The organism is Geomonas terrae (genome assembly GCF_004791675.1).
In the GTDB taxonomy this organism is placed as follows: Bacteria; Desulfobacterota; Desulfuromonadia; order Geobacterales; family Geobacteraceae; genus Geomonas; species Geomonas edaphica.
The window spans coordinates 422,733-448,558 of record NZ_SRSC01000002.1 but is presented as its reverse complement, the minus strand read 5'-3'; the positions used below and the strand labels follow the sequence as shown (position 1 = coordinate 448,558).

At 60.2% G+C, this 25,826-nt stretch carries 22 protein-coding genes; 3 read left to right on the top strand and 19 right to left on the bottom strand.

All coding sequences use genetic code 11. From position 1 onward, the window contains the following. Positions 1-148: 148 nt before the first annotated feature. From E4633_RS09225 to rd, 12 genes are all read right to left on the bottom strand, one after another. Positions 149-616 (bottom strand): hypothetical protein, encoded by a 468-nt coding sequence (locus E4633_RS09225; RefSeq protein WP_135869954.1) that lies wholly within the window; start codon positions 614-616, stop codon positions 149-151. A 148-nt stretch (positions 617-764) separates the two neighbouring features. Continuing rightward, positions 765-3,902 (bottom strand): efflux RND transporter permease subunit, encoded by a 3,138-nt coding sequence (locus E4633_RS09220; RefSeq protein WP_135869953.1) that lies wholly within the window; start codon positions 3,900-3,902, stop codon positions 765-767. A gap of 33 nt (positions 3,903-3,935) precedes the next feature. Next, on the bottom strand, positions 3,936-5,351 hold the full coding sequence (locus E4633_RS09215; RefSeq protein WP_135869952.1) for an efflux RND transporter periplasmic adaptor subunit: 1,416 nt from the start codon (positions 5,349-5,351) through the stop codon (positions 3,936-3,938). 34 nt (positions 5,352-5,385) lie between these two features. After that, positions 5,386-6,720 (bottom strand): TolC family protein, encoded by a 1,335-nt coding sequence (locus E4633_RS09210; RefSeq protein ID WP_135869951.1) that lies wholly within the window; start codon positions 6,718-6,720, stop codon positions 5,386-5,388. 306 nt (positions 6,721-7,026) lie between these two features. Further along, positions 7,027-7,695 carry an ABC transporter ATP-binding protein gene (locus E4633_RS09205; protein WP_135869950.1) on the bottom strand — a complete coding sequence of 223 codons (669 nt, stop codon included), beginning with the start codon at positions 7,693-7,695 and terminating at the stop codon, positions 7,027-7,029. 9 nt (positions 7,696-7,704) lie between these two features. After that, a complete protein-coding gene (locus tag E4633_RS09200; protein ID WP_135869949.1) occupies positions 7,705-8,865 on the bottom strand; it encodes an ABC transporter permease in 1,161 nt (386 codons plus the stop codon). Positions 8,866-9,159: 294 nt separating this feature from the next. Further along, on the bottom strand, positions 9,160-9,378 hold the full coding sequence (locus E4633_RS09195; protein ID WP_135869948.1) for a heavy metal-binding domain-containing protein: 219 nt from the start codon (positions 9,376-9,378) through the stop codon (positions 9,160-9,162). 3 nt (positions 9,379-9,381) lie between these two features. Continuing rightward, on the bottom strand, positions 9,382-11,883 hold the full coding sequence (locus E4633_RS09190; RefSeq protein WP_135869947.1) for a heavy metal translocating P-type ATPase: 2,502 nt from the start codon (positions 11,881-11,883) through the stop codon (positions 9,382-9,384). A 19-nt stretch (positions 11,884-11,902) separates the two neighbouring features. Beyond that, entirely contained in the window at positions 11,903-12,193 is a 291-nt protein-coding gene (locus tag E4633_RS09185) for a metal-sensitive transcriptional regulator (RefSeq protein ID WP_135869946.1), read from the bottom strand. Between the two features lie 317 nt (positions 12,194-12,510). Further along, entirely contained in the window at positions 12,511-15,312 is a 2,802-nt protein-coding gene (gene acnA, locus E4633_RS09180) for an aconitate hydratase AcnA (RefSeq protein WP_135869945.1), read from the bottom strand. Between the two features lie 10 nt (positions 15,313-15,322). After that, entirely contained in the window at positions 15,323-16,657 is a 1,335-nt protein-coding gene (locus E4633_RS09175; protein WP_135869944.1) for an FAD-dependent oxidoreductase, read from the bottom strand. A 13-nt stretch (positions 16,658-16,670) separates the two neighbouring features. Beyond that, positions 16,671-16,829: a rubredoxin gene (gene rd, locus E4633_RS09170; protein ID WP_135869943.1), complete on the bottom strand. Its 159-nt coding sequence runs from the start codon at positions 16,827-16,829 to the stop codon at positions 16,671-16,673. Between the two features lie 227 nt (positions 16,830-17,056). Between rd and E4633_RS09165 the strand changes: the two genes are divergently transcribed. The 3 genes from E4633_RS09165 to E4633_RS09155 all read left to right on the top strand — a co-directional run bounded on the left by E4633_RS09165 (position 17,057) and on the right by E4633_RS09155 (position 19,081). Then, positions 17,057-18,244: an MFS transporter gene (locus E4633_RS09165; RefSeq protein ID WP_135869942.1), complete on the top strand. Its 1,188-nt coding sequence runs from the start codon at positions 17,057-17,059 to the stop codon at positions 18,242-18,244. Positions 18,245-18,308: 64 nt separating this feature from the next. Then, positions 18,309-18,689, top strand: a complete 381-nt coding sequence (locus E4633_RS09160; protein ID WP_135869941.1) for a VOC family protein — start codon at positions 18,309-18,311, stop codon at positions 18,687-18,689. 17 nt (positions 18,690-18,706) lie between these two features. Further along, positions 18,707-19,081 (top strand): pyridoxamine 5'-phosphate oxidase family protein, encoded by a 375-nt coding sequence (locus E4633_RS09155; protein WP_281276752.1) that lies wholly within the window; start codon positions 18,707-18,709, stop codon positions 19,079-19,081. Between the two features lie 416 nt (positions 19,082-19,497). Here E4633_RS09155 and E4633_RS09150 read toward each other — a convergent pair whose 3' ends face one another. The 7 genes from E4633_RS09150 to E4633_RS09120 all read right to left on the bottom strand — a co-directional run bounded on the left by E4633_RS09150 (position 19,498) and on the right by E4633_RS09120 (position 25,793). After that, entirely contained in the window at positions 19,498-19,818 is a 321-nt protein-coding gene (locus E4633_RS09150) for a c-type cytochrome (protein WP_135869940.1), read from the bottom strand. Between the two features lie 91 nt (positions 19,819-19,909). Beyond that, on the bottom strand, positions 19,910-21,211 hold the full coding sequence (locus E4633_RS09145) for a phenylacetate--CoA ligase family protein (protein ID WP_135869939.1): 1,302 nt from the start codon (positions 21,209-21,211) through the stop codon (positions 19,910-19,912). 25 nt (positions 21,212-21,236) lie between these two features. Further along, complete coding sequence (locus E4633_RS09140) at positions 21,237-21,980, bottom strand: ABC transporter ATP-binding protein (protein WP_135869938.1); 744 nt, start codon at positions 21,978-21,980, stop codon at positions 21,237-21,239. Positions 21,981-21,992: 12 nt separating this feature from the next. Continuing rightward, positions 21,993-22,745 carry an ABC transporter ATP-binding protein gene (locus E4633_RS09135; RefSeq protein WP_135869937.1) on the bottom strand — a complete coding sequence of 251 codons (753 nt, stop codon included), beginning with the start codon at positions 22,743-22,745 and terminating at the stop codon, positions 21,993-21,995. Then, entirely contained in the window at positions 22,738-23,703 is a 966-nt protein-coding gene (locus tag E4633_RS09130) for a branched-chain amino acid ABC transporter permease (RefSeq protein ID WP_135869936.1), read from the bottom strand. Before E4633_RS09130 ends, E4633_RS09135 begins: the two co-directional genes overlap by 8 nt. A 56-nt stretch (positions 23,704-23,759) precedes the next feature. Beyond that, positions 23,760-24,644, bottom strand: a complete 885-nt coding sequence (locus E4633_RS09125) for a branched-chain amino acid ABC transporter permease (RefSeq protein WP_135869935.1) — start codon at positions 24,642-24,644, stop codon at positions 23,760-23,762. A gap of 9 nt (positions 24,645-24,653) precedes the next feature. Further along, on the bottom strand, positions 24,654-25,793 hold the full coding sequence (locus tag E4633_RS09120; RefSeq protein ID WP_198419416.1) for an ABC transporter substrate-binding protein: 1,140 nt from the start codon (positions 25,791-25,793) through the stop codon (positions 24,654-24,656). Positions 25,794-25,826 lie beyond the last annotated feature (33 nt).

The window sequence follows — 25,826 nt, the reverse complement described above, 5'->3', positions numbered from 1 at the left end:
TTTGATAAAAACGCCAGATGATTAATCTAATACTTCAATAAGATACGCTTTAATGCAGCTGCAGCAGGGACGGAAGAAGATGAGTGAAAGATGCGGTGTGGGAGGAAGAACGGGGGCGGCTCCTTATGCAGAAGCCGCCCCGGTTGCACTACTTTACGGTGTACCAGAACTTGGAGCTGCGTACCTGCCCGTCTTTCACCTTGAACTTGCACATGACGCCGTACTTCCCTTTTTTGGAGAAGTCGAAGTCCGCGCCGAAGTGTCCCTGCATACCCATCAGGTCCTTGGTCTGCTCAGCTTTATCCGGACCCTGAACTTTAACCTTCACGTCACCTTCGGTGATAGGCTTCCCGGTTTTTGCGTCCTTGAACTCGACGGCAAGGTGATGGGTCTCCTTCATCCCCTTCGGGAGTTCCATCTTCATAGCTGCCATATGCTCTTTCATGCTCATGACCTTGAAGGTGGCCTTGACGCCGTTGACTACCTCTTCGTGTGCGACGCCGCCCATGTCGTGGCCGCCGTGCTCCATGTTCATGGAACCGTGATCCATTGCGAAGGAAGCGATCGGGGCGGTCAATGCGAGTGCTGCTGCTACGAGGACGATGAGTTTCTTCATGTTTCATTCTCCTTTGATGTGAAAAGTAACCATGCTTCGTTTAGCACGCGGTATGCCAAGAGCTGAAAGCGCGTATTTGCTGGATCCGTGACTCCGGTTGGCGGAGCGTTTGCAGAATATTCCACTCACACAGTAGTATATTCCCCTGTCAGTGCTTCATCCCGGAGTATTTCAGTTTTCCCTTTTTCAGATCGTGTTTCTTCATCAGAACGAAGATCACCGGGGTCATGATGAGCACGTGGACCGCCGAGGAGATCATGCCGCCTATCATCGGCGCAGCGATCGGTTTCATCACGTCGGCGCCGGTTCCCGAGGACCACATGATCGGGACGAGGCCGAGGAGCGCCACGGCAACGGTCATCAGCTTCGGTCTCAGGCGCAAGACCGCCCCCTCGAAGGTCGCGTCGTAGATATCCTGCTCGGTGACCGGCCCCTTGAGGAGCCTTCGGTCGAGCGCCTCGTGCAGGTAGATGACCATGACCACCCCGGTCTCGACCGCGATGCCGTAAAGGGCGATGAAACCAACCCAGACCGCGACCGACATGTTGTAACCGAGGAGCTTCACCAGGTAGACCCCGCCCACCAGTGCGAATGGTACCGAGAGCATGACCATGCTCGCCTCGAGCGCCGAGTGGAAGGTGAAGTAGAGCAGGATGAAGATGATCAGGATGCCTGCCGGTACCAGCATCTGCAGCCTCGCCTTCGCGCGCACCTGGTTTTCCCACTGCCCCGACCACGCGACGTAATACCCCGGGGGAAGCTTCAGCTGCTTCTCCAGAACCGTCTTCGCCTCGTTCACGAAGCCGCCCATGTCGCGCCCGCGCACGTTCAGGAAGACGATGGAGCGCAAAAGCCCCCCCTCGCTGTTGATCTCGGGCGCACCGGTGGAAACCTTCAACTTGGTCACCAGCGAGAGCGGGACCTGCGATCCCTCCATGCCGGAGACGAGGATGCGCTGGATGGACGGTATGTCGCTGCGCATCTCGCGCATGTAGCGCAGGCGGATCGGGAACCGGTTGCGTCCCTCAACCGAGGTGGAAAGCATCTCTCCGCCAAGCGCCGTGGAGATCACCTCCTGGATGTCCCCTACCTGCACACCGTAGCGCGCCGCCGCCTCGCGGTCGATATCGATGTCGATGTAGTTGCCGCCGGTAACACGCTCGGCGACTACGTCGGCGGCACCGGGTACCGTCTTCAGGATCCCCTCTGCCTGCACCGCCAGATCTTTCAGGACGTTCAGGTCGGAGCCGAAGATCTTGACCCCAAGGTCGGTACGGACGCCGGTGGAGAGCATGTTAATGCGGTTGATGATCGGCTGGGTCCAGCCGTTTCTAACACCAATCTGCTGCAGTTTCCCGTCCAGTTCGGAGACGATGTCCGCCTTGGTTACCCCCGGGCGCCACTTATCCTTGGGCTTCAGGATTATGATGCTCTCGAACATGGAGACCGGCGCGGGATCCGTGGAGGTCTCCGCACGCCCCACCTTGCCGAGCACGTGCTCCACCTCCGGGACGCTATTGATCACGGTGTCCTGCACCTGGATCAGGCGCTTTGCCTCGTTGATGGAGACGTTCGGGAGCGTGACCGGCATGTACAGGAGCGATCCCTCGTCCAGAGGCGGCATGAACTCGCTGCCGATACTCATGAACATCGGGATGGCGATGGCGAGAGCAACTACGTTCAGCGCTATGGTGGTCTTCTTCCACTTGAGCACCCACCTGATGACCGGCGAATACAGCTTTATAAAGAAGCTCGAGACCGGGTTGGAACTTTCCGGCGGCATCTTCCCCTTCATGAAGAAGTACATGAGCACCGGGACCAGGGTGATGGCGATGAACGCCGATCCCATCATGGAGAAGGTCTTGGTGAAGGCGAGCGGGTGGAACATCTTCCCTTCCTGTCCCTCGAGCATGAACACCGGGACGAAGGAGAGGATGATGATGGCGAGCGAGAAGAAGATGGCGCGCCCCACCTGTTTGGCCGATGTGATGATCACCTCGAGGCGCTTCTCCTGGCGCTCCTCTGGCGTCATCTCGGAAAGGTGCCGGTAGCAGTTCTCCACCATGATGACCCCGGCATCGACCAGTACGCCGATGGCGATGGCGATCCCCCCAAGCGACATGATGTTCGACGTCACCCCCATGAGCTTCATGGTGATGAAGGAGAAGAGCACCGCGATTGGCAAGGTCAGCACGATGACCAGCGCGCTCTGGAAGTGGAGCAGGAACACGAGGATCACCAGCGAGACGACGATCGATTCCTCTATGAGCGAGTGCTTCAGCGTGTCGATGGCGCGGGCGATGAGGTCGCTTCGGTCGTAGGAGACCATGATCTTCACGCCGGGAGGAAGCCCCTTCTCGAGCGAAACGATCTTCTCCTTGACCCGGTCGATGACGTCCTTGGCGTTCTCACCGTAGCGCATGACAACGATGCCGCCTACGGCTTCACCCTGCCCGTTCATGTCGAGCATGCCGCGTCGGATCGCGCCACCCAGTTGCACGGTGCCGAGATTTTTCACGTAGATCGGGGTGCCGCGCATGTCGGCGCCCACGACGATGTCTTCAAGGTCGGCGGTCGACTTCACGTAGCCTCGGCCGCGGATCAGGTACTCGGCATCGGCCTGCTCGAGCAGCCTCCCCCCCACGTCGTTGTTCGACTTCCTGATCGCCTCGGCCACCTGCCCCACCTTGATGTTGTAGGCAAAGAGGCGGTTGGGATCGAGGTCGACCTGGTACTCGCGCACGAAACCGCCGATGGAGGCGACCTCGGCCACGCCTGGAACGGTGTTCAACTGGTAGCGGACGAACCAGTCCTGCAGCGTGCGCAGCTGTTCGAGGTCGTACCCCTTCCCTTCCAGGGTGTACCAGAAGACGTGTCCGACACCGGTGCCGTCAGGGCCAAGCGTCGGCACCACGCCTGCAGGAAGCAGCGAGGCGGCGTAGTTCAGGCGCTCCAGAACGCGTGTCCTCGCCCAGTAGATGTCCGCCTTGTCCTCGAAGATCACGTAGATCATGGAAAAACCGAAGGCGGAGGAGGCACGTACCGCGCGCACCTGCGGTAGCCCCTGCAGGTTCACGGCGAGCGGATAGGTCACCTGGTCCTCGACCACCTGCGGCGAACGGCCGGGGTAGTCGGTGAAGACGATTACCTGGTTGTCGGAAAGGTCCGGGATGGCATCCACCGGCGTCTTATAGACGGCCCACACACCCCAGGCGATCACCAGGGCGAACATCATCAGGATGATGACTCGGTTGCGGGCGGAGTATTCGATGATCTTTTCAATCATGTAAAACCTCAGTGCTCAATAGAATGCCGGCAACTACATCTTCATATCGTCCATGTTTATACCGCCGCCTTTCTTGGGAGCGGCCGGTGCGGCCGGTGCGGCCGGGGCGCCGTGCCCCTCGTGTCCGCCACCCGCGCCGGGAGCGGCAGGAGTCCCTTTAGCGGGAGCCGCGGCACCGCCGTGTCCCTCGTGGCCGCCTCCGCCTGAGCCGCCGGCAAGCTGCGCCTCGGAGTCGATCAAGTAGCCGCCGGAAGCCGCGACCTTCTCGCCCTGCTTCACCCCGGAGAGGATCTGCACCTTGTCGCCCACGCGGGCACCCACCTGTACGTCGCGCGGCTCGAACATCCCCGGCTGGGACTCGACCCAGACCACCTGGCGCTTCCCTGTGTCTATGAGCGCGGTGATTGGAACCACCAGAGCGTTCCCTAGCGGCGCCTTGATGCTCGCGTTGACGAACATGTCCGGTTTAAGCTTCAGCCCGGGGTTCGGAAGATCCACCCTCACCTTGACGGTACGGGTCTTCGGGTCGAGGAAGGGGTAGATGAAGGAGACGCGCCCCGCGAAGGTCTTGCCCGGGTAGGACTGCGAGACGATCTCGACGCGCTGCCCCATCTTCACGAAGGAAAACTCGTTTTCGTACACCTCGACCTCGACCCAGACGCTGGAGAGGTCGGCGATGCTGAAGAGGGGATCACCCATGTTGACGTATTGCCCCTCCTGGACGATCTTCTCGATGACGATCCCGGATAGCGGCGTGTAGACGGGGAGCTTGATATTGGGGTGCCCCGCCTTCTCGAGCCCCGCGATCTGCGCATCCTTCACGCCCAGAAGCTTGAGTCTTTGGCGCGCCGAAGCGACCAGTCCCTCGCCCCCCTGCGAGATGGCCTCTATGCTCGACTTCTTGAACTGATCGCGGCTTCTCAGGGCGAGAAGGTATTCCTGCTGGGCGGCAACGAGGTCCGGCGAGTAAACCTCGGCGACCGGCCTTCCCTTGGATACGTAGGCGCCTACCGTGTTCACGTTCAGCTTGTCGATACGTCCCGCCACCCACGCGGTCACCTTCGCCTGCCTCGCCTGGTCGTACTGCACGATGCCGACTGCGTTGATCTCCTTGGAAAGAGGCGCGTAATCGGCAGCGACCGTGGCCACGTTGGCCATGACCGACTGGGTCGGCGAGAGGGAGACATGACCGAGCATCTTCTGCTCTTCCGGGGTCGCCTTTGCTCCCTCGACCTTCTTGATCAGCTGCATCCCGCAGATGGGGCAGGTTCCGGGCTTGTCCTTGATAATGAAGGGATGCATGGCGCAGGTGTAGAGCACCGGCCCCTGGGCGGTTTGATCCTTTCCCGCGGGAGCCTGGTGTTTCTGCTGCCAGAAGTAGTATCCGCCGCCCGCTGCCGCAACCAGGACCAGGATGATGGGAACCGCGACCTTCAAGCTTTTGTTCATAGGTAAGTACCTCGTGGGTGAAAATTAAATAACATTACTGGTGCCCTGCGGCATGTCCGCTCTCGCTGCCCGATTCAGGCACCGGAGGTGCGGAAGAGAGTTCCCTGCCGACCAGCGCTTCCAACTGGGCCAGCTTCATCTGGTAGTCCGCCATGGAGTCGTAGTACTCGCGCTCGTAGTTGAAGAGCGTCACCCGGTTGTCGAGCAGGGTCAGGAAGTCAACCTTGTTGACCCGGTAAGCTATGACGGCCGATTCAAGCGACTGCTCGGCCTGCGGGATGATCCCGGTGGTGTAGAGATCGACCAGTTTCCTGCGCCGGTCCATCTGGGCCAGTAGATCGTTGATGCCGGAGGAGATGGTGTTTCTGGCGGCGGCGAGTTCGGCGTCGCCCATGCTCACCTCGGAGGTGGACTCAGCCACCATCGCCTGGCGCCGCGCCTTCTGGATCGGGAGGTTGAAGGTGACGCCCAGCGAGTACATGTCGGAGCCGTCGCTCCCCATCGCCTTGTCGCGCTGCATGTATTCGAAGGAGACGTTGAAGTCGGGGTAGGATTCCTTCTGTGCCAGCAGGCGCCCCGCCTTCCCCTTCTCGATCTGGGCACGGACCGTTTTCAACTGCGGGCGGCTATCCTCGGCTATGTCGAGCAGTTGCTCTGGGGTGTAACCGAACGGGGGGAGCTTGAAGTCGTTGATCTCGCCAACCTTGGCGGTCTGCGGACGGTTCAGCAGCGAGTTGAGATTGACCTCGAGGCTTCTGCGCTGCTGTTCCAGGGAGATCTTCATGTCGAGCATCTTGGAGCGCTCGAGGAGCGCCTTGTAGATGTCCTGCTGCGCCCCCTGCCCCACCGAGTACTTGGTCTGGGCCAGGGTGATGAAGTCGTCGAGGATCTTGATGTTCTTGTCGAGGATCGCGAGGGATCTGTCGGTGGAATAGATCTGGTAGTAGGTTTCCTTCACCATCCTGGTGAGTTCAAGCTTTCTTTCCTCCACGCTCCAGCGGTACCCTTCCGCCTCGGCGGCGGCGACGTCCTCCTTGAGTTGCCGTTTCCCGGCAAAGGGGAACAGCTGACTTATGCCGATCACCTTCTGGGTCATGCCGTCGCGCTTGAAGTTAACCGGATCGGTGACGACACCGTTCTGGATCTTCAGCATCAGCATGGGATCCTCGAGGGCTCCCGCCTGCTTGATGCGGTTACGGTACATCTGCCACCGCGCAGAGGAAGACTTCAGCTCAGGATTGTTCTCCAGGGCGGATTGCACCAGTTGGTCGAGGTTTTCGGGGGCAGGCTTTGTGGCGTCGGCGTGGACCGCAGGAGCGATCAACAGAAGTGACAGTAACAGGTACAGCGGAAATAGCCGGTATTTCATGATGACTCCGGAAACTTGGCGATATCTTTAGCTTTGACTTTACACGAATCGTGCCGGGCACGTAACATGCTGACTTAGCGCAATTCAGTACTGAAGTACGGTGCGGTGCGCGAAGGATATTCGCCAGTCGGCGTGGAATATTATACAACCGCCGGGAAATATTTAACGCAATACCCTGATATTTCTCGGCATAAAAGGAAAAATCTGAAGAACACACAGTTGGGAAAAGAGTGTTCTCCAGATTCTTCAGACTAAAGCCGTGCCCCTCCGCCATCACATGACAGAGGAACGTGAAAGGCCGGCAAATTAATCGCTGATCAGGCCGTCCTTTAAGTGTATGGTGCGGTCCGAATAAGCACCGTTCTCCGGGTTATGCGTGACCATTACCACGGTCTGCCCCGCCTCGTTCAGTTGTCTGAAAAGCGCCATGACTTCCTCGCTCGTCTTGGAGTCGAGGTTCCCCGTCGGCTCATCGGCAAGAAGGATGTGCGGGTTGTTCACGATGGCGCGGGCGATGGCAACGCGCTCCTGCTCACCGCCGGAAAGTTGGTTCGGAAGCCGGTCCGTTTTAGCACCGAGACCGACCCGCTCGAGCGCCTTGCGCGCCGCATCCCTCTTCTGGGTGGTGCTCATCTTCACGATGGCAAGCGGGAGCATGACGTTTTCAAGCGCGGTGAGGTACTGGATCAGGTGAAAGGATTGGAACACGAAGCCGAGGTTCTGGGCGCGGAAGTCGGCCAACTGCTCGCTTCCCAATTGGTACAGCTTGACGCCTGCCATTTCGACATCGCCGCTCGTGGGGTGGTTCATGCCGCCGAGAACGGACAGCAAGGTACTCTTCCCTGAACCGGACTGCCCCATGATGGTGATGAACTCTCCAGCCTCGATGGTTATGTCGACTCCGCGCAGCGCCTCAACCAGGTCCGCTCCGGTCTGATACTGCTTCTTCACGTTCTTGATTTCTATGATAGCCATGTCGTCCTCTTAAAGAGCCCTGAGGGCTTCGGTCGGATCCATCTTGCTTGCGTGCAGCGCGGGGTAGAGGCTCGCCAGAATGCCCAGGATAAGCGCGAGCCCGACGGAACCGAACGCGATAGTGGTGTCCCATACCAGGTGGGCGTTCTTGCTTTCAGCCATGAAAGGCAGGGCCAGTTTCGCACCTCCCATACCCGCGGCGTACCCAAGGAGCCCGGCCAGGATGCTAACCAGTGCGGCCTCGAGCAGTATGATGCGCATGATGTGACTCTTCCTGAAGCCGATGGCGCGAAAGACGCCGATCTCCGTTGTGCGCTCGTTCACGCTACCCATCATGGTCACGAAGACGATCAGGGAGCCGATGAAGACGACCACGCCCGCCATGGCGTAGGAGAAACGTTTGAACTGGTCCAGCGCTTTAAGACGCCCGGCGACTACCTGCTGAATCGCGGAAACCTTGCTATCGGGAAGCAGTTCAGCGATCTGGTTCACCATGTCGCCGATCGGGCAGCCGGAGCAAAGTGCGGCCACCTCGGCCATGGTGATCTTCCCTTCCTTGCCGAGGATCTTCTGCACCTTCGGGAGCGAGGCGAAGACCAGCGAGTCGTCCTGTGAGCCGGTCTGGTTCAATACACCCGCCACCTTGAATTTTTCCCCTTTTATCTCAATGGTGTCGCCGGAACTTGCGTTCAGGGTATTGGACGCGTCGCTGCCGAGCAGGATGTCGTTTTCACCCTTTGGTTCCGCGCCGAAGATCTGCCACCACTGCTTCATCTTCAGTTCAGCTGCGAAGTCAACCCCGACCAGCAGTACGTCGTGACCGTTTATCTTTACGCCACCTAGGACCTTGGGCGAGATCGCAGAGATGTTCTTGTTGTTCTTGATCTTGCGGACCTTGTCCAGGTCTTCCTGCTTGATCTCGCGCTGGTCGAAGGTGACGCCGCCCAGGCTGATGCCGCCGTAGTTCATGGACAGGCCGTTACTCTGCGGCGTAATCAGGATGTTCGCACCGAACTCGTCCATCTTGCGTTCTATGTCGTTGGACATGGAGCGGGTCAGTGTGACGAGGGTGACGATGGTGGCGATGCCGACCATGAGGCCGATGGTGAGAAAAGCCATCTTCGCCTTGCGCCGTTTCAGGTTGTTGATCGAGATGGTGTGCAGTTTCATCTTGTCTCCGTGATGCGGTATCGATCGATTGAGTTACTGCTGGTTTCCTTAGGATGCCGAAGCGCGTACGCGGAGGCGGGTGAGGCAGATGCCGTGGGACCGAGGAGGTGGTATCCCACGGCATCCTTTCCAACGACTACCGGCCTTCTCATTATCAAGGTACGTGCCAAGCGTGTGGGTCCGTCTCAAGTAGGCGAAACTTCGTCGCATCCTGACACGATAGGGAAAAACGCGGCAAGGCCGCGGAAGAATATTCAACGTACCCCGAGGAATATTCCACACACGGCCGTCTTGCTACTTCCCGACTTCGTCGGCCTGCACGAGCTTCATCCCGCAGATCGAGCAGTCCGCGGTGGGATCGCTGCTGGTGATCCAGGGGTGCATGGGGCAGGCATAGAGGGCGCTCTTCGATGAAGAAGGTTGATTGGTGCTCTTCTTGCCGAAAAAGAACCAGAGGGTGAAGGCTATCAGGGCGATGCCGCCCAAGGTGACGATGATCTGTGCGGTGTCCATGATCTATCCCCTTTCCACGGTGAACCCGCGCAGACGCAGGGCGTTTGTTACGACGCTTACCGACGACATCGCCATGGTCAGCGAGGCGATGATCGGGCTCAACAGCCAGCCGGTGAACGGGTAAAGGATGCCCGCTGCGATCGGGATGCCGAGGATGTTGTAGATGAAGGCGAAGAACAGGTTCTGCTTGATGTTGGCGATGGTGGCCCGCGACAGGGCGATGCTCGAGATGACGCCGTTTAGATCCCCTTTTACGAGGGTGATGTCGGCCGCCTCGATAGCGACGTCGGTGCCGCTTCCCATCGCGATGCCGACGTCCGCCTGGGCGAGTGCCGGTGCGTCGTTGATACCGTCGCCCACCATGGCGACCACCTTGCCCTGCGCCTGCAGTTTCCGGATTTCCTCACCCTTCCCGTCCGGGAGAACCTCGGCGACGACACGGTCGAGCCCAACCTGCCGTGCGATGGAGTCGGCGGTGCGCCTGTTGTCGCCGGTCAGCATGATCACTTCCAGCCCGAGCTCATGCAGCCTTTTTACGGCTCCGGCAGAACCATCCTTGATCGGGTCGGCGATGGCGATGACGCCGGCATAGGCACCATCTACGGCCATGAAGATGGGCGTTTTCCCTGCATCGGCCAGGTCGTGTGCGGATGTGGTGTCGACGGTTATGCCGTGATTCTTAAGCAGCAGCGGTGTTCCGATCAGCACCTTCTTGCCGCCGACCTCGGCCTCTATGCCGTGCCCCGGGATGGCGTTGAAGCCGGAGACAGGGAGCTTCTCGATTCCCTCCTCCTCCGCGCTACGCAGGATCGCTTCACCAAGAGGATGCTCGCTTCCCGCTTCCGCCGATGCCGCCAACTGGAGGAGAGTTCTACGATCCATCCCCTTCGCTTCGACATCGGTCACCGACGGGACGCCGCGGGTGATGGTCCCGGTCTTGTCGAGAACGATGGTGGTAAGTTTGTGCGCCGTCTCGAGAGCCTCGCCACCTTTGATCAGGATGCCGCTTTGCGCACCCCGCCCGGTGCCGACCATGATTGCGGTAGGCGTGGCGAGCCCCAGGGCGCAGGGGCAGGCGATGATCAGCACGGATACGAAGGTGAGTACGGCCATGTTGAGCCGGGTCTCCGCCGGCGATACGTCGAACCAGACCACGAAGGTGGCGATGGCGAGGCTGATTACCACCGGAACGAAGTAGCTCGCGATCAGGTCGGCCAGCCGCTGGATGGGCGCCTTGCTCCCCTGCGCCTGTTGCACCAGACGGACGATCTGCTGCAGCACGGTGTCCTTGCCGATCCTGGTGGCGCGCATACGGAAAGAGCCGGTCTTGTTCATGGTGGCGCCGATCACGGTGTCCCCGGTCTGCTTTTGCACCGGCAGCGGCTCACCGGTCAGCATGCTCTCATCGACGGACGAGTTCCCCTCGATCACCTCGCCGTCCACCGGAACTTTCTCGCCGGGGCGCACCACGATGACATCGCCCAGTTGCACCTCGGCAATCGGGATGTCCTGTTCCTTGCCGTCGCGCACGACGCGTGCAAGCTTCGGCTGCAGGCCGATCAGGGCGTGGATGGCGCCGCTTGTCTTGCTGCGGGCGCGCGCTTCGAGGAGGCGTCCCATGAGGATCAGGGTGACGATGATGGCGGCAACCTCGTAATAAACGCCTACCGGGGCCGCCATGCCGTGGGCGTGGCCGGCCGCCGCGCCATCTGCGGCGGAGGCCCCGGCCATGAGCCATTCGGGCGCTATGGTCGCGACGAGGCTGAAGATGTAGGCGGACAGGGTTCCCAGTGAGACAAGGGTGTTCATGTCGGCAACGCGATGCCTTGCGGCAGCCCAGGCGCCGGTGAAAAACTCGCGTCCCGCCCAGAAAAGAACCGGCGTGGTGAGCGCGAGTTCCACCCAGGCGCGGCCGGGGAAGTTAAGGGCGTCGGTCAGGGCTGGAACCACGTGCCCCGCCATCGCCAGGAAGGCAACCGGAATGGTGAGGGCGAGCGCTACGAAAAACCTGGTCCTGTTCTTCCGATACTGCGCCTCGTGCACCTGCGTCTGGGCCTCCAGCATTTCGGCTTCGTCGGTCGCCTGGCCGCCTGCGCCCGTTTCCAGCACGTCGTACCCCATGTCGCGCACGACCTGCTTAAGGGCATCAGGACCGGTGGCCTGCGGGTCGTATTTGATCGTTGCACGCGTTGTCGCAAAATTCACCGCGGCGGTGACGACGCCCGGGGTCGAGTTCAGCGTCTTCTCGATGCGTCCGGCGCACCCTGCGCAGTTCATCCCCAGCAGGGGAAACTCGCACTGATCTGCCGTACCCGCTACGGATGCGGACTTCGGCACTTCAGTGGGCGCCTCCTTTAGAAACGTCTCCGGCGAGGCAACGAACTTCTCCTTGCAGCTTGCCGAGCAGAACTTGTAGGTGATCCCGTCATGTACGGCTTCAAACTGCGCCGTTTCCTCCACGTCCATGCCGCAGACGGGATCGCGTAAAACCAGCTGTTCCGACATATCCATTTCCTCCTCTTTGCTACTTCAGAAAACGCGACAGCGCCGTCTTCACTTCGTCCAGCAATTGCTGCTGGCTCATCGGTTTGGCGCTGTCGTGCTGCTTGTCACTCCCCTGCCCCAGTACGCAATTCTCCAGGTGACGGGTCAAAAGTTCCACGCCGAGCGAATCCAGCGCAGAACGGACCGCGGCGATCTGGTTAAGGATGTCGACGCAGTAGCGTTTCTCATCCAACATCCGCTCGATCCCGGCCACCTGCCCGGCGATTTTCTTGACGCGTGTGGTCAGCTTGTCTTTAGGCGAGTCAGTCATGGCTCCCTCCGGCTTTCATTTAATACCCCCAGGGGGTATCGATGCAAAGCCAGCATACCCCCCAGGGGTATTGTCGTCAAGAGGGAAATTGTTGTGGACGAAACGAGATGGGAACTATCGGATACAGACGCGAGGACGGCATGGTCAAAGGGCAGATAGTTGATTGGGCCTTATCCCCTCTCCCCTTGGGAGAGGGCCAGGGTGAGGGCGTCGGCAACCGCAATTTCTCACTTCGCGGCAGCGCCCTCACCCGCCCTCCGGGCACCCTCTCCCAAAGGGAGAGGGAACCAGCGGCAGATTTGGCTAAATGGCTGAAGTTATGCCTTGAGGAACTGCCTAAGCACGTACGGCAGGATGCCGCCGTGGTGGTAATAATCCAGCTCGTTGGAGGTGTCGATGCGGGCGAGCACCTTGAAGGATCCGCTGCTCCCGTCGACCCTGGAGAAGGATACTTCAACCTCCTGGCCGGGCACCAGCGCGTTGAGGCCGGTGATCTCGTAGGTCTCGGTCCCGTCCAGGCCGACGCTCTTGTAATTCTCGCCCGGCAAGAATTGCAGCGGCAGGATTCCCATCCCTACCAGGTTGGAGCGGTGGATCCTCTCGAAACTCTCGGCGATGACCGCGCGGATACCGAGGAGCTTGGTCCCTTTAGCCGCCCAGTCGCGCGAAGATCCTGTGCCGTACTCTTTGCCTGCGATGACGACCAGCGGAACCCCTTCCGCCTGGTACTTCTCGGACGCCTCGAAGATCGACGTCTGCGTCCCGGTGGCGTCGCCTGCTGCGAAATGCTTGGTGACGCCACCTTCAACACCGGCCACCAGCGCGTTCCTGATCCTCGTGTTCGCGAAGGTGCCGCGCACCATCACCTCGTGGTTGCCGCGGCGCGCCCCGTAGGAGTTGAAGTCTTTCGGCTCGATGCCGAGCGACATCAGGTAACGTCCGGCAGGAGTGGCTTTGCCGATCGAACCTGCCGGCGAGATGTGGTCTGTGGTGATGGAATCGCCAAGCAGTGCCAGGCAGCGGGCACCCTTGACGTCTGCGATCGACTCCGGTTGTGCCGGCAGGTCGAGGAAGAACGGCGGCTCCTTGATGTAGGTGGAGTCCTGCTGCCACTGGTACAGCTCACCACTCGGGACGGAGAGCCCGCGCCACTGGTCGTCGCCATGGAAGACGTCCGCGTAGTTTGTGGCGAATGACTCTGCATGCACGCAGCTTTGAACGAGCTGGGCGACCTCTTTGTCGTCCGGCCAGATGTCCTTCAGGTAGACCGGCATGCCGTTCGGATCAGTGCCGAGGGGATCGCGGGTCAGGTCGATGTTGATGTTGCCCGCAAGCGCGTAGGCGACCACCAGCGGCGGCGAGGCGAGGTAGTTGGCCCTCACATGCGCGTTGATGCGCCCCTCGAAGTTGCGGTTGCCGGAAAGGACCGCGGCAACGGCGAGGTCCCCCTCCACCACGGCGCGCGAGATGTGGTCAGCGAGCGGCCCGCTGTTGCCGATGCAGGTGGTGCAGCCGTAGCCGACCAGGTGGAAGCGCAAGGCGTCCAGGTACGGGGTGAGTCCGGCCGCGGCCAGGTAATCGGTGACCACCTTGGAGCCGGGTGCGAGGCTCGTCTTCACCCAGGGACGCACCTGGAGACCGCGGCGCACCGCGTTCCGGGCGAGAACACCTGCGCCAATCATGACAGACGGGTTCGAGGTATTGGTGCAACTCGTGATGGCCGCGATGACGATGGAACCGTGGCAGAGGTTGTAGCTCGTTCCGTCCGGCTGGCGTACCGGGACGCATTGCCCAAGGTTCCCAAGCGCCTTGTCGGGGTGCTCGGCCATGAGCTCGGGTGCCACGGTGACCGGCGAGCCCCCTTCACCCAGCCAGCGGTTCATGGTCTCTTTGTCGACGTGCGCGGCATCCTGTTGTTTAAGGGTGACGAGCTGCTTTCGGAACGAGCCGCGCACCTCCTTGAGGCGGACGCGGTCCATCGGGCGGCTCGGCCCGGCAAGGGACGGTTCCACGTCGGCGAGATCGAGCTCGAGAGTGTCGCTGAAGACAGGCTCGGGGCGATCCGAGGAACGCCACAACTCCTGCTCGCGGAAATACGCCTCGACCAGCGGGACAAACTTTCCCCTGCCGGAAAGCTGCAGGTACGCCGTGGTCTGCTCGTCCACCGGGAAAACGCCGATGGTGGCGCCGTATTCGGGCGCCATGTTGCCGATGGTGGCGCGGTCGGCGATGTTGAGCGAAGCGGCGCCCGGGCCGTAGAATTCGACGAACTTGCCGACCACACCCTTCTTCCTGAGCATCTGGGTGATGGTAAGCACCAGGTCGGTCGCCGTTGCGCCGGGATTGAGGGAGCCGGTCAGCCGGAAGCCGACCACCTGCGGGATCAGCATGGAACAGGGCTGTCCCAGCATGGCCGCCTCGGCCTCGATCCCCCCCACGCCCCAGCCGACAACGCCAAGACCGTTGATCATGGTGGTGTGGGAATCCGTCCCCACCAGGGTGTCCGGAAGCACCCAATCCTCACCGTCCACCGTGTTCACCAGCGCTACCTGTGCCAGGTACTCGAGGTTGACCTGGTGGCAGATGCCGGTTGCCGGGGGCACCACGCTGAAGTTTCTGAAGGCGGACTGTCCCCAGCGCAGGAACTGGTAACGCTCGTGGTTTCTCTCGAATTCGAGGACCGAGTTGGCCTGGAGGGCAAGCTGGCTGCCATACTGGTCGACCTGCACCGAGTGGTCGATGACGAGATCGGCGCGCTGCATCGGGTTGATGTCAGCGGGGCGACCGCCGAGCCGGTCGAGCGCCGAGCGCATCGCGGCAAGATCGGCGACGGCGGGAACGCCGGTGAAATCCTGCAACAGGATGCGCGCCGGCATGAACTGCAGTTCCTTGTCCGGCTCCGCCTTCGCATCCCAGCGCGCCACCGCCTCGATGTCCTCCTTCTTCACCACCACGCCGTCTTCGCGGCGCAGCAGGTTCTCCAGGAGGATCTTCATGGAGTAGGGAAGTTTCGAGATGTCGATGCCGGAATTTGCCGAGAAAGCCGTCAGCGAGTGATACCGGTAGGTCTTGCCGTCGACGTTGAGCGTGGAGAGGGTGTTGTAGCTGTTGTTGGCCATGCTGGTCTCCTCAGACTTTTTTTACGGCGACGTTTGCCGCCACGAGAACCGGGTCCCAAACCGGGGCGTACGGAGGGGAGTAACTAAGGTCGAGCTCGGCGACTTCGAAAACGGTCATGCCCTTGTAGATCGCCGTCGCGAGAACGTCCAGCCGCTTGGCCACCACGTCCTCGCCCACCATCTGGCACCCGAGCACGAGGCCGCTTCCCTTCTCGCAGAAAAGGACGATACGCATGGTGCCGCCGCCGGGGAACTCGCCGCGCGTGGGGGCATCAACCGTCACCTTGACCACGTTCTTTCCAAGCGTCTGCATCTGCAGTTCCGAAAGGCCGGTGGTGGCGACGGTGTAGTCGAAGAACTTGAAGACGGCGGTCTGGTCGACGCCCCAGAACTCGGTCATCTTTTCAGGGTTGCAGATGTTCTGGCCGATCACGCGCCCCTGCTTGTTGGCAGCGGGACCAAGCGGGAAGTAGGAGTTCCGCCCGAGCTGCCGCACGTAGTGTTCCGCGCAGTCGCCTCCGGAGAAGACGCCGTCCAGGTTGGTACGCAGGAAACGGTCGACCTTCACGGCACCGGCGACGCCGAGTTCGCCTCCTGCCGCCGCGAAGAGAGCGGTGTTCGGACGTGCACCTGCGGCGACTACGACCATGTCCGCCTCAAAAGTCCCGGCCGAGGTGCGGACTGTTCGCCCAGCCTTCTCCTCGATGTCCACCCCGGTCAGAAGCTCGATCCCCTTCTCGGCTGCCTTTTCCATCACCTTGGCGCGCACTTCCTCGCAAAAGGCGGGAAGGATCATGGCCGCCTTTTCGACGATCACCGGCTTCAGTTTCATATTGGTGAGTACGTCGGCCACTTCGAGGTTGGTGTAACCGGCGCCGATGAGCAATACCTTGGCGGGAGGTTTACCGTAGAGGAAAGACTTTGCCCGGCGGGTATCTTCCAGGGTTCTGAAATAGAAGACATCTTCGCTGTCAAAGCCGGGATAATCCAGACGGTTCGCCTTGTTTCCAGTGGCATAGACCAGGAAGTCGTAACTTTCGCGGTAGCTTTTACCGCTCTCCAGATCGGTCACCTCAACGCTCTTTCCGGACGCGTCGATCCTGGTGACCTCATGGTGCAGCCGGTAGTCCACCCCCCTCTCCTTCCGGATCGTGTCGAGTGGCATCGCGTAAAGCTTTTCCACCGGCTTTTCCTTGAAGTAAAGGTTGTATGGCATGCCGCAGGCGGCGTAGGAGACGTCGCCGCTTTTCTCCAGCACGACAACCTCGGCTTCCGGCTCCTGCCTCTTGATCTGGCTCGCCGCGGACAACCCGGCGGCAATGCCGCCTATGATGACAGTCTTCATGGAAACTCCGAAGTTAGGCGGGCTCGAACATGCTCTTATCTACGCCGCAGACAGGACAGACCCAGTCCTCGGGAATGTCTTCAAAGGCAGTCCCCGGAGCTACACCACTGTCGATGTCGCCTACTTCCGGGTCATAGATGTACCCACACACTGTGCAACGATATTTCTGCATGACATCCTCCTTTTTCACCGCGAGATATTGTCCTGGTCTTAAGTCATTCACCCATCTGGGGGGCGAAAAAACATTCATAAAAAGTAGCCGCCGGCAAAGTAATGTCAAGTCGTCCAGATCATTAGAGAGAGCAGTATATACAGCGGGAATTATTGGTGCTAAAGATAGCCGACTGCGCGGCTTGTTAATTGTGAGCAGTAGCGAAAAATCACGGAAACGGAGTGCAGATGAAAGCTGTACCAGGCAAACTCGACACCTCACTGCTGACTTCGGAGCAGCGCCCGATGCTGCGCTTTCTGGTGGTGCTTACCGCCGCTTCCACCATCGGGCTCCAGGGATACACTATCCTTTTCAACAACTTCGCTGCCGAGATGGTGCACCTGAACGGCAGCCAGGTCGGCATCACACAGTCGGTCCGGGAGATCCCCGGCCTTTTGACGCTGCTTGTAGTGTTCGTGCTTTTGCTGGTCCGTGAACACAAACTCGCCGCGCTCTCCGTGGCGCTTTTGGGGCTCGGCACCGGGATCACCGCCCTCATCCCGTCCTACGGCTGGGTCATCTTCACCACCGTGGTGATGAGCTTCGGGTTCCACTATTACGAGACCACGAACCAGTCCCTAACGCTGCAGTACTTCTCGACCGCCGTCTCTCCGCTCATTTTCGGCCGATTGCGGGCTCTCGCCGCGGTTTCAAGCGTCGTTGCCGGCATCATAGTTTTCTGTCTCAGTGGGGTCGTTCAGTACCGTGGGATGTACCTGGCCATCGGCGCTATCGTGTTTGCCGCTGGTATCTGGGGCCTCTTCCAGAACCCGACCCACGCGGGGATCGTGCCGCAGCGCAAGAAGATGATCTTCAGGCGCCGTTACTCGCTTTTCTACATCCTGACCCTGCTATCCGGCGCCCGCCGTCAGATCTTCGTGGTGTTCTCCATCCTGCTCCTCGTCCAGGTATTTCACTTCACGGTGCGTGAGATGACCATCCTCTTCATCGTCAACAACGTGGTCGCCTATATCCTCAACTCCCAGATCGGCAAGGCGATCAACCATTTCGGCGAGCGCTCCATCTCCTCCATCGAATACAGCGGCGTCATCGTCATCTTCCTCGTCTATGCCTTCACCTCGTCGAAAAATCTCGTCATGTTCATGTACATACTGGACAACATCCTCTACAATTTCGACGTCGCCATCAGAACCTACTTCCAGAAGGTTGCCGATCCGTCCGATATCGCGTCATCCATGTCAGTCGGATTCACCATCAATCACATAGCGGCCGTTTTCCTGCCCGCCCTGGGCGGGTACTTCTGGATGATGGACTACCGCATCCCTTTCATAGCCGGCAGCGTACTAGGTGTCATTTCGCTCATCGCGGCACAATGGATGCGGGTTCCTGACAAAGCGCCGGTTCTGCAGTCATAGAGAACCCAAACCGTTTATCTGTACAGATAAAGCGGTAAGTACATACATTGATGAAGAGGTGACCATGTTTAAACGTATTGACCATATAGAGATAATCCCGACCGACTTCGAGCGTTCAATCGCCTTTTACACGGACATCCTAGGGTTTTCTGTTAAACAAAAGATGACCGTGACAGCAGCGCCGCTCGAAGAAATCGCGTACCTGGCGCTGGGCGATACGGTGCTGGAGCTGATGAGGGTCAAGGACCCAACGATAACCGCGGCAGAGCCGTGGGGAACCGGTTACCGGATGATGGCGCTGGAGGTGGAGGACATGGACGCCGCCCTCGCCTATCTCTCCGATAAAGGCATCACCCCCACTTGGGGACCCGTGACACTTGGGCCGTCCAAACGCGCTGAAATTCATGACTGCGACGGCTTTCCCATCGAACTGAGACAGTGGTAGCCACCAAAGGAGGAACTATGATGATTCCCGACAAGATGAAAGAAGTGATGGCACACGAAGGCGTGGTGGCGATTGTGACACAGGGGATCGAAGGACCACACATGGTCAACACCTGGAACAGCTATCTGCGCATAAGCGAGGACGGCAAGCTTCTCGTGCCGGTGGGCTACATGCACCTCACGGAAAACAACCTGGCGCAGAACCCGCGCGTCCTCATGACGCTGGGAACCCGTGAAGTTGACGGAACGCACGGACCGGGCACCGGTTTTCTCGTTGAAGGACAAGGAACCGTGGTAGGCAGCGGCGCAACCTTTGACTCGACCAAAGCCCAGTTCCCCTGGGCTCGCGCCGTTCTCGAGATAAAAGTTACCTCGGCAAAGCAGACCCTTTAACACGGCGTAAGGCTACTTTCCGGCATTTCGCGAATAAAATGAAACCGGATCCTCTGTAAGATAAGGCATTCCTGAAACCTCGGGCCAAGTTGCCACGAAGCGCTGCACGACCCCTCACGTTCCCCCCTTTGCGAAGGGGGGACAGGGGGGATTTGCCTTACCTTCACACGCACACCAACAATGAAAAGGGCGCCCGGTAAAACCTCACGGGCGCCCTTTGTACATCTCCCCTACCCACCCATGATTCTTCGCTGCGGCCTCGTTGCCGCCAGCGGCTCCCGGGCCGCCGTCCTCCCCGTCTCAAGCAGTGCGAAACGACAGCAACTCGCGCCAGAGCGGCGCGCCGGATATAAAAAAACACCTGAAGGCAATGAAGCCGACAGGTGTTTTGATTACGTCTTTTGAGCAGCAGCTAACTACTTGAAAGTGGCAAGGATGTACTTGGCTATGGCCATAGCCTCGGCATCGGGCACCGCCTTGGCGTCGAACTTGGTCATACCCGGACCGGGGTTGCGCATCTTGGCAACGATGTCCTTCTCGGATTTGACCCCGTTTTCGGCAAGGGACTTCTTGCTGAGCGTCTTTTTCACGTTGATGATGTTGCCACCTTTGGGGTGACAGGCGGCACAGTGCTTGTTGAATTCGGCCTTCGCGTCTACCTTTGCTTCGGCAAAAGCGGGAGCGACCATCACGGACATAGACAACGCGGCGACAATAGCAACGACAACTTTCTTCATATGATTCCTCCTTGGATGTTTTCCTGCGTCCCACAGTTCACAGCGGCCAAGGCTATGACTGTAGGGCGGCAAAAGCGGAATCAATGCTAGTCTAGATTTTCCTGTTGTCAATCACCCTGGAGGCTTTGCCTTCGGCCCTAGGGATGCTGTTCGGCTCGACCAGTTTCACCACGGCGCCGACGCCGAGTACCGAGTCGATCTTCTTCTCGACCTTGTCGAGGAAGGCCTTCTGCATCTTCATCTCGTCGAAGAAGATGTTTTCGGTCACCTCGATGCGGATCTCCAGAGTATCGAGCGCCCCCTTGCGGTCGACGACCAGCTGGTAGTGCGGCTGGCACCCCTCGATGGCGAACAGTACGTCCTCGATCTGCGAGGGATAGACGTTCACCCCCTTGATGATGAGCATGTCGTCGGAGCGCCCCATGGTCTTCTTCATGCGCACGAAGGTCCTGCCGCAGTCGCACTTCGCGTAATCAAGCGAGGTGATATCGCGGGTCCGGTAGCGGACCATCGGGAACGCCTCCTTGGTGAGCGAGGTGAGCACGAGTTCGCCGACGCTCCCCGGGGGGAGTACTGCACCGGTATCGGGGTCGATGATCTCGGCGATGAAGTGGTCCTCCGAGATGTGCATGCCGCGCTTGCAGAGGCACTCGCCTGCGACACCCGGGCCGATGACCTCGGAGAGACCGTAGTTGTCGGTGGCGGTGATGCCGAGACGCTCCTCGATCTCGCGGCGCATAGACTCGGACCAGGGCTCACCGCCGAAGAGGCCGACCTTGAGGGTGAGGCTTTTCGGGTCGACCCCCATCTTTTCCATGCGCTCGGCGATGGTCACCGCGTAGCTCGGCGTGGAGACGAGCGCGGTGGTGCGGTAGTCCTGCATGATCATGATCTGCTTCTCGGTGTTGCCGGCACCCATCGGGATGACCGAGGCGCCGATCATCTCCGAGCCGTAGTGCAGGCCGAAGGCACCGGTGAAGAGGCCGTAGCCGAAGGCTATCTGGACCACATCGTCGCTGCTGACGCCGGCCGCGGTCATGAATCGTGAGACCAGGCCGGACCACACCTTGAGGTCGTGTTTCGTGTACCCGACGACGGTCGGCTTGCCGGTCGTACCGCTCGAGGAATGGATGCGCACGACCTCGCGCAAAGGCACCGCGAACATGCCGTACGGGTAGTTCAGGCGCAGGTCCTCTTTGGTGGTGAAAGGGAGTTTCGAAAGGTCGGCGAGGGAGCGTACATCCTCGGGGACGATCCCCATCTCCTTGAACCTGTTGCGGTAGCAGGTGACGTTCTTGTAGACGCGGTTCAGAGTAGCCTGGAGTCGTTCCAGTTGAAGCTGCTCGATTTCTTCCCGCGGCATGCACTCGTAATCGGGATCCCAAATCTGCATGTAAAACCTCTCTTCAATTACAGTATCAACGCTCCCAAATTTCCTTCTTATCACGGCCAAGGTAGGCGCGTTGGACATCCTTGTTTTCCAGCAACTCGGACGCCTTTCCTTCAAGAATCACTTTACCCGTCTCGAGGACGTAACCGCGGTCGGCGACCTTCAGGGCGGCGCGCGCGTTCTGCTCGACGAGCAGGATGGTGGTTCCCTCCTCGGCTCTCAGACGTTCGATGACCTTGAAGATGTCCTGCACGACCAGGGGTGCGAGCCCCATGGACGGCTCGTCCAGCAGAAGAAGCCGCGGGCGCGCCATGAGGGCCCGGCCTATGGCGAGCATCTGCTGTTCGCCGCCGGAAAGGGTCCCGGCCGCCTGGCGCCTGCGCTCCTTGAGCCTCGGGAACATCAGGAACATCTTCTCCAGGTCCGCGGCGATCTCCCCCTTCTCTCTCCTAGTGCGAAAGCGCAGGTAAGCGCCGAGTTCGAGGTTCTCCTCGACGGTGAGCGGGTTGAAAACCTGGCGCCCCTCAGGCACCTGCGAAAGCCCGAGCGAAACGATGCGGTCCGCGGTATGCCCTACGACATCCCTTCCCTCCAACGCGATCTCGCCGCTCGCGGTCGGGATGATGCCGGAAAGGGTGTTGAGAAGCGTCGTCTTCCCCGCGCCGTTGGCGCCGATCAGGGTGACTATCTCACCCGGTTTCAGGTGCAGCGACACGTTCTTCAGGGCGTGCACCTTGCCGTAGTAGGCGTTTATGTTCTTGATCTTTAGCATCTCTATCCTCGCCTACTCTTCCCCGAGGTAAGCCGTGATGACCGCCGGGTTGTCCTGGATTTCGCGCGGCGTCCCTTGCGCCAGCATGGTCCCCAGGTTCAGCACGACGAGATGGTCGCATATGTCCATAACCAGGTCCATGTCATGCTCGACCAGGGCCACGGTGACGCCCAGGTCCCGGATACGCTTGATCAAATCGCCCAGATCGGCGGTCTCGCCGCTGTTGAGCCCCGCAGCCGGCTCGTCCATGAGCAAGAGCTTCGGCTCGAGCGCCATGGCGCGTGCGATCTCCAGCAAACGCCCCTTGCCGAACGAGAGCGTGCCCGCCTGCACGTCGGCCAGATCCGGGATGCCGACGAACTCGAGCAGTTCAAGAGCCCGTTCGCGGATGCGGCGCTCTTCCTTCATCTGCCAGGGCATCCTGAAGGAACAGGCGAATAGACCGGAGCCGCTTTGTGTGTGCAGCCCGACCATCACGTTCTCGAGGACAGTCATCTTCCCGAAAAGTTCTATGTTCTGGAAGGTCCGCACGAGACCGAGGCGGGCGCGTCCTTCCGGCGGGAGTTTGGAGATGTCCTTTCCCCCGAAAAGAACCGCGCCGCAGGAAGGGGGATAGATCCCGGTGGCGACGTTGAAAAGAGTGGTCTTGCCGGCGCCGTTGGGACCGATGATGCCGGTGATGGCCCCCTTCCCTACCTCGAAACTGATACCGTCGAGAGCGGTGAGCCCGCCGAACCTCTTGCCTATGCCGCTAAGGCTAAGCATTGCCCACCTCCGTGCCTTTCTTCGTCGGCATGATGAGCCTGAAAAACGCGGGGATTCCTTCAACCAGCCCACCCGGCATGTAGATGGTCATGGTCACGAGCAGCAGACCGTACACGATGATGTCGTAGTCCTGGAAGGTGCGCAGCATCTCCGGAAGCAGGGTGAGCAGAAGCGCCCCAAGGATGGAGCCGTAGACGCTTCCCAGGCCGCCGATGACCACCATGGTGAGGATCTCGACGGAAAAGCTGAACCCAAAGGACGTAGGCGAGATGAAGGTCATGACATGGCAGTAAAGGCTCCCCATGATGGCGGACATGACCGCTGAGAGCGTGAAGACCTGCACCTTCATGAGCCTTGCGTTCACCCCCATGACCCGCGCCGCCACCTCGGAGTCGTGAATCGCCCTGAGCGCCCTGCCGAAGCGGGAATTGACCAGGTTCAGCGAGAGAAGGATCATGCCGAGCGCAAAGCACCAGACGAGGTAGTAGTTCTTGAGGTCCGAGTCGAAGGTGAGCGTGCCGATGGCAAGGTTCGGGATGCCGGAAAGCCCAGAGGGGCCGCCGGTGAGGTCGACGGTCTCGTTGAAGGCGATGTTGGCTATGACACCGACGCCGAGCGTGGCCATGGCGAGGTAGTGCCCTTTCAGGCGCAGTACCGGGAAACCGAGGGCGAAGGCGAAAAGAGCGACGCACAGGGCGACCACGACCATCGCCACCCATGGATTGAAGCCGAACTGGGTGGTGAGCACCCCCGAGCCGTAGGCCCCAAGACCGAAGAAGGCTGCCTGCCCGAGCGAGATCTGCCCGGCGTAACCGAGCAGGAGGTTTAGCCCGAGCGCCAGTACACCGTTGATCCCGACGAAGATGAGGACGTTGGTGAGGTATCCGCCCGACAACGGCAGCGGGAGAAGCAGCACCACAAGGGCGAAAACGAGGAATTTAATTCTGTCGGATCTCAAAGTAAAGCCTTGTCATTCAGCGTCGTTGTAAAGCGGGAACCGCTCCCGAAGAGAGCTTACACCCGCTCAGTTTCGCCCTTCTTGAAAAGCCCCTGCGGACGGATGAAGAGGATCAGGAGCAGGATAAAAAACGCGATGGCGTCTTTGTAGCCCGAAGAAATGAGACCTGCGCCGAGGGACTCCAGTGTGCCGAGAATCAGCCCGCCAAGCACCGTCCCGAGACCGCTCCCCATACCTCCCATGATCGCGGCGCAAAACCCCTTGAGGCCGAGCATCACCCCGACGTCGTACGCGGTCATGGTGAGGGGCGCGATGATGACGCCCGCAAGAGAGCCGACCGCCGCGCTGATCACGAAGGAAAAGAGCACCATGCGCCCGACACTGATACCGACGAGGTTTGCGGCGCGGCGGTTGAAGGAGCAGGCGCGCATCGCCTTGCCGCTGATGGTGTGGTTGAAGAAAAGGCGGCAGCCCACGATAACCATCACGGTGACGCCGAAGATCCAGAGATGCTGCGGCAAAAGGGTCGCTCCCGCGACAGTGATGGGGTCGGTCCCGGAAAAGGCCGGTAGCGCCTGGGTGTCTTTTCCCCAAAGGAGCATGACTAGGCCGCGGATGAGGATACTCATGCCGATGGTGATGATGATGAGAGCAAGCGGCGTCGCGTTCTTGAGCGGCCGGATCGCCAGCCGCTCGAAGAGAATGCCTATAACGGTGGTCACCGCGACGGCGACCACGATGGCCGCCGCAAGCGGCAATTGCAGCACGTTCAGCGAAAAGATGGTCAGCACCCCGCCCAGCATGACGAACTCACCCTGGGCGAAGTTGATGATCCCTGTCGAGTTGAAGATGATGGCGAAGCTGAGTCCGATCAGGGCATAGATGGAACCGGTGGCGAGCCCCGATATGACGAACTGCGTTACCTGGTTTAGAAGCTCCATGGATCCTCTTTACTTGACCAAAACCCAGTCTTTCTTCCGTACCTCTACCAGGGTGAAGGCGTCTTTGGTAAGCCCTGCGTGATCCTTGGCCGAGTAGCTGAACACGCCGCCGATGCCGGCGAAGTTGCGGGTCGCTTCCAGCGCGTTGCGGATGCCGGCGGGGGTGTCGCCACCCCTCTCAATGGCACCTTTCAGAAGCATCATGGCGTCCCACGCGTGCCCGCCGAAATGGTCGCCTTCGGCCCTGTAGTGGTTCTGGTAGTCCTTGATGAAGGCGAGGAGAGATCCCTTCTGCCTGTCGCTCTTAGGCAGGAGGTCTGCGACGAGGACTTTCCCGGAAGGAAGCCTGATACCCTCAGCCGCGTCGCCGGCAAGTTCGATGAACTTCTTCGAGGATACGCCGTGGCTCATGTAGAGCGGGATGGCAAGCCCGAGCTGCTTCGCGTTCCTGGCGATGACCGCGGGACCGGGATTGGTACCCCAGCAGATGATGGCGTCGGGCTTGGCCGACTTGATTTTGGTGAGCTGCGGCGTCATGTCGGTATCTTTCGGACCGTAGGTGTCATCGGAGACGATCTGGATGCCGAAATGCTTGGCCTGCGCCTTAAGCTGCTCGCGCCCGGAGGAGCCGAAGGAGTCGGAGACGGTAAGGATGGCGACCTTGCTCTTTCTCTCCTTCTTCAACTGCTCATAGATGCGCGCGACGGCGAGGGTGTCGTTCTGGGCGGTCTTAAAGACCCACTTCTTCACCGGTTCGGTGATCTTGATGCCTGCCGAGCAGGAGATGAGCGGCACCTGCGCCTTTTCTACGACCGGGATGACCGCCATCGTGTCGCCGGTGGTGCTCGGGCCGATGATGGCGACGACCTGGTCGTTCTTCACCAGCTTGTTGGCGAGCTGAACCGCCTTGGTGGCGTCCCCGCCCGTGTCATAGGTGATCAGTTCGAGCTTGCGCCCCTTCACGCCGCCGGCCTTGTTGATCTCGTCGACCACCATCTGGGCGGTGTTGCGCTCGGGCTCACCGAGAAACGACGCCGGGCCGGTTACGGCGAAGAGCGCACCGATCTTGATCGGAGGAGCAGCCAGGGCGGCGGTGGACATACAAAACAGAGCAAGCGAAGCAAAAGCAGTAGAGACCAGTTTTTTCACGGATCTTCCCTCCCCGTAGGTGCGGCAATGCCG

What these genes read in the sequence shown, in the direction of transcription:
- E4633_RS09225 (WP_135869954.1), bottom strand. Translation starts at nt 616, where the DNA reads ATGAAGAAACTCATCGTCCTCGTAGCAGCAGCACTCGCATTGACCGCC.
- E4633_RS09220 (WP_135869953.1), bottom strand. Translation starts at nt 3,902, where the DNA reads ATGATTGAAAAGATCATCGAATACTCCGCCCGCAACCGAGTCATCATC.
- E4633_RS09215 (WP_135869952.1), bottom strand. Translation starts at nt 5,351, where the DNA reads ATGAACAAAAGCTTGAAGGTCGCGGTTCCCATCATCCTGGTCCTGGTT.
- E4633_RS09210 (WP_135869951.1), bottom strand. Translation starts at nt 6,720, where the DNA reads ATGAAATACCGGCTATTTCCGCTGTACCTGTTACTGTCACTTCTGTTG.
- E4633_RS09205 (WP_135869950.1), bottom strand. Translation starts at nt 7,695, where the DNA reads ATGGCTATCATAGAAATCAAGAACGTGAAGAAGCAGTATCAGACCGGA.
- E4633_RS09200 (WP_135869949.1), bottom strand. Translation starts at nt 8,865, where the DNA reads ATGAAACTGCACACCATCTCGATCAACAACCTGAAACGGCGCAAGGCG.
- E4633_RS09195 (WP_135869948.1), bottom strand. Translation starts at nt 9,378, where the DNA reads ATGGACACCGCACAGATCATCGTCACCTTGGGCGGCATCGCCCTGATA.
- E4633_RS09190 (WP_135869947.1), bottom strand. Translation starts at nt 11,883, where the DNA reads ATGTCGGAACAGCTGGTTTTACGCGATCCCGTCTGCGGCATGGACGTG.
- E4633_RS09185 (WP_135869946.1), bottom strand. Translation starts at nt 12,193, where the DNA reads ATGACTGACTCGCCTAAAGACAAGCTGACCACACGCGTCAAGAAAATC.
- acnA (WP_135869945.1), bottom strand. Translation starts at nt 15,312, where the DNA reads ATGGCCAACAACAGCTACAACACCCTCTCCACGCTCAACGTCGACGGC.
- E4633_RS09175 (WP_135869944.1), bottom strand. Translation starts at nt 16,657, where the DNA reads ATGAAGACTGTCATCATAGGCGGCATTGCCGCCGGGTTGTCCGCGGCG.
- rd (WP_135869943.1), bottom strand. Translation starts at nt 16,829, where the DNA reads ATGCAGAAATATCGTTGCACAGTGTGTGGGTACATCTATGACCCGGAA.
- E4633_RS09165 (WP_135869942.1), top strand. Translation starts at nt 17,057, where the DNA reads ATGAAAGCTGTACCAGGCAAACTCGACACCTCACTGCTGACTTCGGAG.
- E4633_RS09160 (WP_135869941.1), top strand. Translation starts at nt 18,309, where the DNA reads ATGTTTAAACGTATTGACCATATAGAGATAATCCCGACCGACTTCGAG.
- E4633_RS09155 (WP_281276752.1), top strand. Translation starts at nt 18,707, where the DNA reads ATGATGATTCCCGACAAGATGAAAGAAGTGATGGCACACGAAGGCGTG.
- E4633_RS09150 (WP_135869940.1), bottom strand. Translation starts at nt 19,818, where the DNA reads ATGAAGAAAGTTGTCGTTGCTATTGTCGCCGCGTTGTCTATGTCCGTG.
- E4633_RS09145 (WP_135869939.1), bottom strand. Translation starts at nt 21,211, where the DNA reads ATGCAGATTTGGGATCCCGATTACGAGTGCATGCCGCGGGAAGAAATC.
- E4633_RS09140 (WP_135869938.1), bottom strand. Translation starts at nt 21,980, where the DNA reads ATGCTAAAGATCAAGAACATAAACGCCTACTACGGCAAGGTGCACGCC.
- E4633_RS09135 (WP_135869937.1), bottom strand. Translation starts at nt 22,745, where the DNA reads ATGCTTAGCCTTAGCGGCATAGGCAAGAGGTTCGGCGGGCTCACCGCT.
- E4633_RS09125 (WP_135869935.1), bottom strand. Translation starts at nt 24,644, where the DNA reads ATGGAGCTTCTAAACCAGGTAACGCAGTTCGTCATATCGGGGCTCGCC.